Origin of the sequence: Acrocarpospora catenulata, assembly GCF_018476525.1 — a bacterium.
GTDB lineage: Bacteria > Actinomycetota > Actinomycetes > Streptosporangiales > Streptosporangiaceae > Acrocarpospora > Acrocarpospora catenulata.
In genome coordinates this window covers 1-4,978 of sequence record NZ_JAHCST010000129.1, presented here as the reverse complement: position 1 = coordinate 4,978, position 4,978 = coordinate 1, and the positions used below count along the sequence as shown (strand labels likewise).

Here is a 4,978-nt window from a genome sequence, read left to right as displayed (position 1 = left end):
TCCCAAGCCATGATCCACATAGCTGCGATCAACAATCTCACCAAACGCATAACGGACGAAACCACCCCAACATGGCGAGGAACGTACTAGCACACAAGGTGCAAACGACTTAAATCAAATGCCCTCTCAGGTCGCCATATTGCGCCCTCAGGTGAACCGGCCCGATCTCCAGCCGGAGGATCGGGTCGTGCTCGCGGCCTTGTCGCGGCTGCTTCCCCGCTCATCGTGGGATGTCTTCTTCGTCACCCCCGCGACGTTGCTGCGCTGGCACCGTGCCCTGGTAACACGCCGCTGGACCTACCGCTCCAAACGCTTCCGGGGGATTGACAAGAACAGCTGACCTGGGCTGATCCTGGGCAAAAGTGCTGGATTTTCGATGCCCAGGAAGTGTCTAAAGGTTGCCTAAATCGCACTCGACACGTTGGAGCCCGATGGGATAGAACCACCTCTGAACTTCTCGCGCGATTGGCCGGTCCTCGCCATGCTTTCCCCCGAATGGAGTCCGGTGACCCAGAAAGTGTCGGCAATCGTCAGCCTCCTCCCGCTCACGAGTGAGGACCCACCACAGATCGGTCCGTATCGGCTGGTGGGACGCCTCGGAGCAGGTGGTATGGGCGTCGTCTTCGCGGGTATCGACGCCCGCGGAGTTCGCGCAGCCGTCAAACTGGTTCACGCCTCCTATGCAAGCGACCTGGAGTTCCGTGCGCGATTCGCGCGGGAGATTGCCGTCCTCGGCCGTGTAAAGGGTGTCTGCACTGCGCGAATCCTCGACTCTGACGGAAACGCGGCCCGGCCGTGGTTAGCTGCTGAGTATGTGCCAGGGCCATCGCTTGAAGCCCAGGTCAGAGCTCACGGGTTGCTTCAGGGAGACCAGCTGTTCGGGCTGGCGGCCGGGATCGCCGAGGCACTGGTGGCTGTGCACGCGGCAGGTGTGGTGCACCGTGATCTCAAGCCGTCGAACGTCATCCTGTCGCCCAGCGGTCCTAAGCTCGTCGACTTCGGCATCGCCCGCGTGCTCGACGCGAGTGTGATGACGCGCACCGGCATTCTTGTCGGGTCGCCAGGTTGGGTGAGCCCAGAAGAGTACGGTGACGTGCCCGCAGGGCCATCCGCTGATGTGTACGGCTGGGCAATGCTGGTCGTGTACGCGGCCACAGGAGTTCCGCCGTACGGGACCGGGCGCCCGGAAGTCCTGGCGCTCAAAGTGCTCAACGAGACCGTCGACACCTCCATGGTCCCCTACGGCCTACGCGGCCTGGTCGACAGAGCCTTGGCCAAAACCCCTAAGACGCGACTCTCATCGCCCGAGCTGCTGGGCGCCGTCGCCGAGGCGTGGCGGACCCACCAGGGAACCCGGGTGATCAATAGCGTCGGGGCCGCCGACGAAGTCACGGCACGGCTGGACCGGACATGGATCTTTCCCGTTGAGGATCAAAGCTGGCCTGCCGCACAAGCCCCCACAACGACAGCCCCCAAGGGCCGACGCAACATCACGATCGTGGCCACGGCAGCCGCGGTTGCCGCTGCACTCGGGGCGGCCGTCGCCCTAAATGTGCTATCGGACAATGAGAATCAGAGGAAGCAGCGAGCCGAAACCACTGCCATCCAGACCGGCCGCCCGAGTTCAACGAGCACGAACCCCACATCCACACCCGTCGCCACGCCCGTCGTGAAAACCCAGCCGCCACCAAGTACAACCGCGGAGTTGGCTGCCGCGATTGAGCTTGCCCTGGAAACCACTCCGGCGGGAACGTTCCGCTTCGAAGGGGGATTTACCCAGAGCGCCGCTGGGGGAATGGCAACCGGGCGGTTCATGAGCCACCTGACTGACGACGATCTCGATGTGAGGATCAGAACGAGCGAGGACGGCAGCCATCGATATGTGGTTGTGGCCGATACGGTCTACCCCCAGCAGGGTGGAACGGACGGATCCTCCATTGACGGGATGAGTCCGGCGGACCCGAACTGGTACGGCCTCTTGGTTGCGGGTACGGCCGGCCCGTCGATCCTCCTGGAGGTTGTCGCCAACTCCACCCGGTTGAAGCGCAAGGGGCGCAACTATTCGGGGACCCTCGCTGTTGAGGACACCAACGGTCCGCTTCGGCAGCTCCTCAACTCCTGGTCGGACGGCGATGTCGCCGAGACCATGCCCGACTCCTACATCACCTTCAAGCTCACCATCGATGGTGAGGATCGGCCGCAGAAGTTCGAAATCGCCTGGTGCGTACCCATTAGCGATGTGGAGATCTATAGGTCCGTCTTCACGACGACGTATAGCAAGTGGACATCCAGCCACAAGATCACAGAACCGTAGTATCGGCGGCTCCGGGCCCGGAGCGATTACTACAGGTACAGGCCGCACCGCTCGCTGGGTCTTTCGAGCTAGACGAGTAAGTCCTAAGTCGGGTTAGTGGTCGTAGGCGATCAGTGATCGGGTGATGGGCTGGCCGGTGGCGCGGTTGTGCCAGATGGCGGCGGTCAGGGCCAGGATGCGCTGGACGACTGCTCCCGCTACGCCTTATCGGTGACCACCCGGCGCCGGATCACCGGACTCATCGTGCGCGACACCTTCCGCCAAGCGGTGGCCGTCCACGGCGTGCCCGCCTCCACCCTGACCGACAACGGCATGGTCTTCACCACCCGCCTGGCCGGCGGCCGCGGCGGCCGCAACGCGCTGGAACACGAGCTCCGCCGCCTGCACGTCACCCAGAAGAACTCCACCCCCAACCACCCCACCACCTGCGGAAAGGTCGAGCGGTTTCAGCAAACGATGAAGAAGTGGCTGCGCGCCCAGCCCGCTCAACCGGCCACCATCACCAGCCTGCAGACCCTCCTGGACCGCTTCGTCGACGCCTACAACCACCGCCGCCCGCACCGATCTCTGCCGCCCGCCACACTCCCGCAGCGGTCTACCACACCCGGCCCAAAGCACTCCCCGCCGCCAGCCGCGACCCCGACACCCACACCCGGGTCCGCCACGACCGCATCGATGAATCAGGAGTGGTCACCCTGCGGATCGGCGGCCGGCTCCATCACATCGGCATCGGACGAACCCACGCCCGAACCCACGTCATCCTGCTCATCGCCGATCTCCACGTCCGAGTCGTCGCCGCCACCACCGGAGAACTCCTCCGCGAGCTGATCACCGACCCCACCCGCGACTACCAGCCCCAAAACAGAAAGAAACCCCCGAACCCGTAGGTTCGAGGGTTTCCGATATCGATCGTACCTGCCGGGTGGGCGTGGTGAGGGGGGCAGCGGGCATCGGTGATTCCGATCGGGTTGTGGCGTGCGGATGCCTGCGTCACAAACGAGCGAGCAGGTTGCTGGGGCGCGCGGATGCGTACGAGCGTACACAGAGTTGTACGATCGCACGCTGCGTGCTGTATCGGTGCGGATGCTTCCGCAGGTCGGGCCCAGGCCGGGCGATGCCCCCGAGGCATGGCACTGCGACGATCGCTGGAAAACAAGTAAGTGTACGATCGTACACTGTGTGCGGTACGCTCCTTCGGTGACTGAAGCATCCGCGCCGCAGGCATCCCCGGCCGCACCCGCCTCGCCGCGTGACTACTTCGCCGGCGATCCCCGCAGCAACCATGAACGCATGCTCGCGGGCGATCTCTACATCGCCGACGATCCCGCGATCTTCGAGCGGCAACAGCAGGCGGCGCGGCTGTCGGCCCGGTTCCTGGCGGCGTACAGCGAGGACGGATTCGCCGCACAGGAGATCGCCCGCGAGTTGTTCGGCGATCTCGACGAGACCGCGTTCGTGCGCCCACCGGTCTATGTGGACTACGGCAGTCACACCACGATCGGCGCGCGTACGTTCATCAACTCGGGCCTCACCGCCCTGGACGTCGCCCCGATCACGATCGGGGAGGACTGCCCATTGAGCCGCAGCCGCGCCGGGACAAGCTGGAGGCGGCCAAACCGATCACGATCGGTGACAACGTCTGGCTCGGCGGCGGCGTCATCGTCCTTCCCGGCGCCACCATCGGCGACAACCCGGTGATCGGAGCAGGTGCGGTCGTCACCAAGGACATCCCCGCGAACTGTGTCGCGGTCGGCAACCCGGCGCGGGTCATCAAATCCATCTAGTCACCAGGAGGCCAGGTGACGGCCCGTCGAAGCGAACCCGATCGGCGAAGCCGGCTGATCGACATCGCGTTAGAGCTAGTCGCCGAGGCCGGGGTGGCGGGCACCTCGCATCGGAAGATCGCCGCACGCGCCGGCGTACCACTGGGCTCGATGACCTACCACTTCAACGGCATGGACGAGCTGCTGTTCGAGGCGTTCTCCCGCTTCGCCGAGACGATCATCATCCGGTTCGAGGAGCGGCTCAGCGCGGCGACGACGATCGACGAGGCCAGAGAAGCGGTGATCGGCCTCATCCACGATGACCTGCCCGGCCAGCAGGCGGCCCGCGACGGGGTCCTCGCCTTCGAGCTCTACACCCTGGCGGCCCGCGAACCGCGCTTCCGCGCGATCACCCGCGAGTGGATGCGCCGCAGCCGCGTCGAACTCGAACGCCACTTCGACCCCGACACCGCCCGCCAGGTCGACGCCCTCATCGAAGGCCTCTGGATTCATCGCAGCCTCGACCCCGAACCACTGGACCGCAGCATCACCAAGGACGCGATAGCCAGGATCACCGGAGGCAGCACCCGGCAATGAGCGAGAACTCGCTACCGACGTTGCAGGCCAGTCGCCACGGGGGCACTGGCGTGCGACTACGTCAGATCATCGATGGCGGGAGGGCCAGACCGCGATTAAGTCTGCCGCACGGGGGGCGAGCACGGGGCGCTTGTGCGGGCGACCAGCGCCAATACCGCAAGAGCAGCAATTCGTGGCCTAACCTGGGGCTTTCGCCTGGGAAGCGGCCGGAACCGATCGTTAAACGTGAAAAGTGCCTTGAGCTGGAAGGATTGGACTTGCTGAGGGTCCTGTCCGCACCAACTCGAAAGGCACTTTCCGAGTG

6 protein-coding genes and 2 pseudogenes are annotated in these 4,978 nt (G+C 64.8%); 7 read left to right on the top strand and 1 reads right to left on the bottom strand.

The window, feature by feature from the left end; translation table 11 throughout:
- The 3 genes and pseudogenes from KIP79_RS45885 to KIP79_RS45875 all read left to right on the top strand — a co-directional run.
- A pseudogene (locus KIP79_RS45885) lies at positions 1–90 on the top strand (IS5/IS1182 family transposase); the annotation flags it as partial.
- A 61-nt stretch (positions 91–151) separates the two neighbouring features.
- The gene (locus KIP79_RS45880) at positions 152–340 is read left to right on the top strand and encodes a hypothetical protein (RefSeq protein WP_214111379.1); all 189 of its coding nucleotides are present in this window, start codon (positions 152–154) and stop codon (positions 338–340) included.
- A 165-nt stretch (positions 341–505) separates the two neighbouring features.
- Entirely contained in the window at positions 506–2,314 is a 1,809-nt protein-coding gene (locus KIP79_RS45875) for a serine/threonine protein kinase (RefSeq protein ID WP_214111378.1), read from the top strand.
- A gap of 93 nt (positions 2,315–2,407) precedes the next feature.
- On the opposite strand, the pseudogene KIP79_RS50420 reads toward KIP79_RS45875, so the two are convergent.
- Positions 2,408–2,518, bottom strand: a pseudogene (locus KIP79_RS50420) (IS982 family transposase); the annotation flags it as partial.
- Positions 2,519–2,524: 6 nt separating this feature from the next.
- Between KIP79_RS50420 and KIP79_RS45870 the strand changes: the two are divergent.
- The 4 genes from KIP79_RS45870 to KIP79_RS45860 all read left to right on the top strand — a co-directional run bounded on the left by KIP79_RS45870 (position 2,525) and on the right by KIP79_RS45860 (position 4,674).
- Positions 2,525–3,142, top strand: coding sequence for an integrase core domain-containing protein (locus KIP79_RS45870; RefSeq protein ID WP_214111377.1), 618 nt, complete (start codon positions 2,525–2,527; stop codon positions 3,140–3,142).
- Between the two features lie 153 nt (positions 3,143–3,295).
- Positions 3,296–4,012, top strand: coding sequence for a maltose acetyltransferase domain-containing protein (locus tag KIP79_RS50475; protein WP_504743339.1), 717 nt, complete (start codon positions 3,296–3,298; stop codon positions 4,010–4,012).
- Positions 3,934–4,098, top strand: a complete 165-nt coding sequence (locus tag KIP79_RS50470; RefSeq protein ID WP_504743337.1) for a DapH/DapD/GlmU-related protein — start codon at positions 3,934–3,936, stop codon at positions 4,096–4,098. The genes KIP79_RS50475 and KIP79_RS50470 overlap by 79 nt, the downstream gene beginning before the upstream one ends.
- Positions 4,099–4,113: 15 nt before the next feature.
- A complete protein-coding gene (locus KIP79_RS45860) occupies positions 4,114–4,674 on the top strand; it encodes a TetR/AcrR family transcriptional regulator (protein WP_214111376.1) in 561 nt (186 codons plus the stop codon).
- Positions 4,675–4,978: the final 304 nt, after the last annotated feature.

Coding starts and splice junctions, on each gene's coding strand:
- KIP79_RS50475 (WP_504743339.1), top strand. CDS start 3,296: ATGCCTGCGTCACAAACGAGCGAGCAGGTTGCTGGGGCGCGCGGATGC.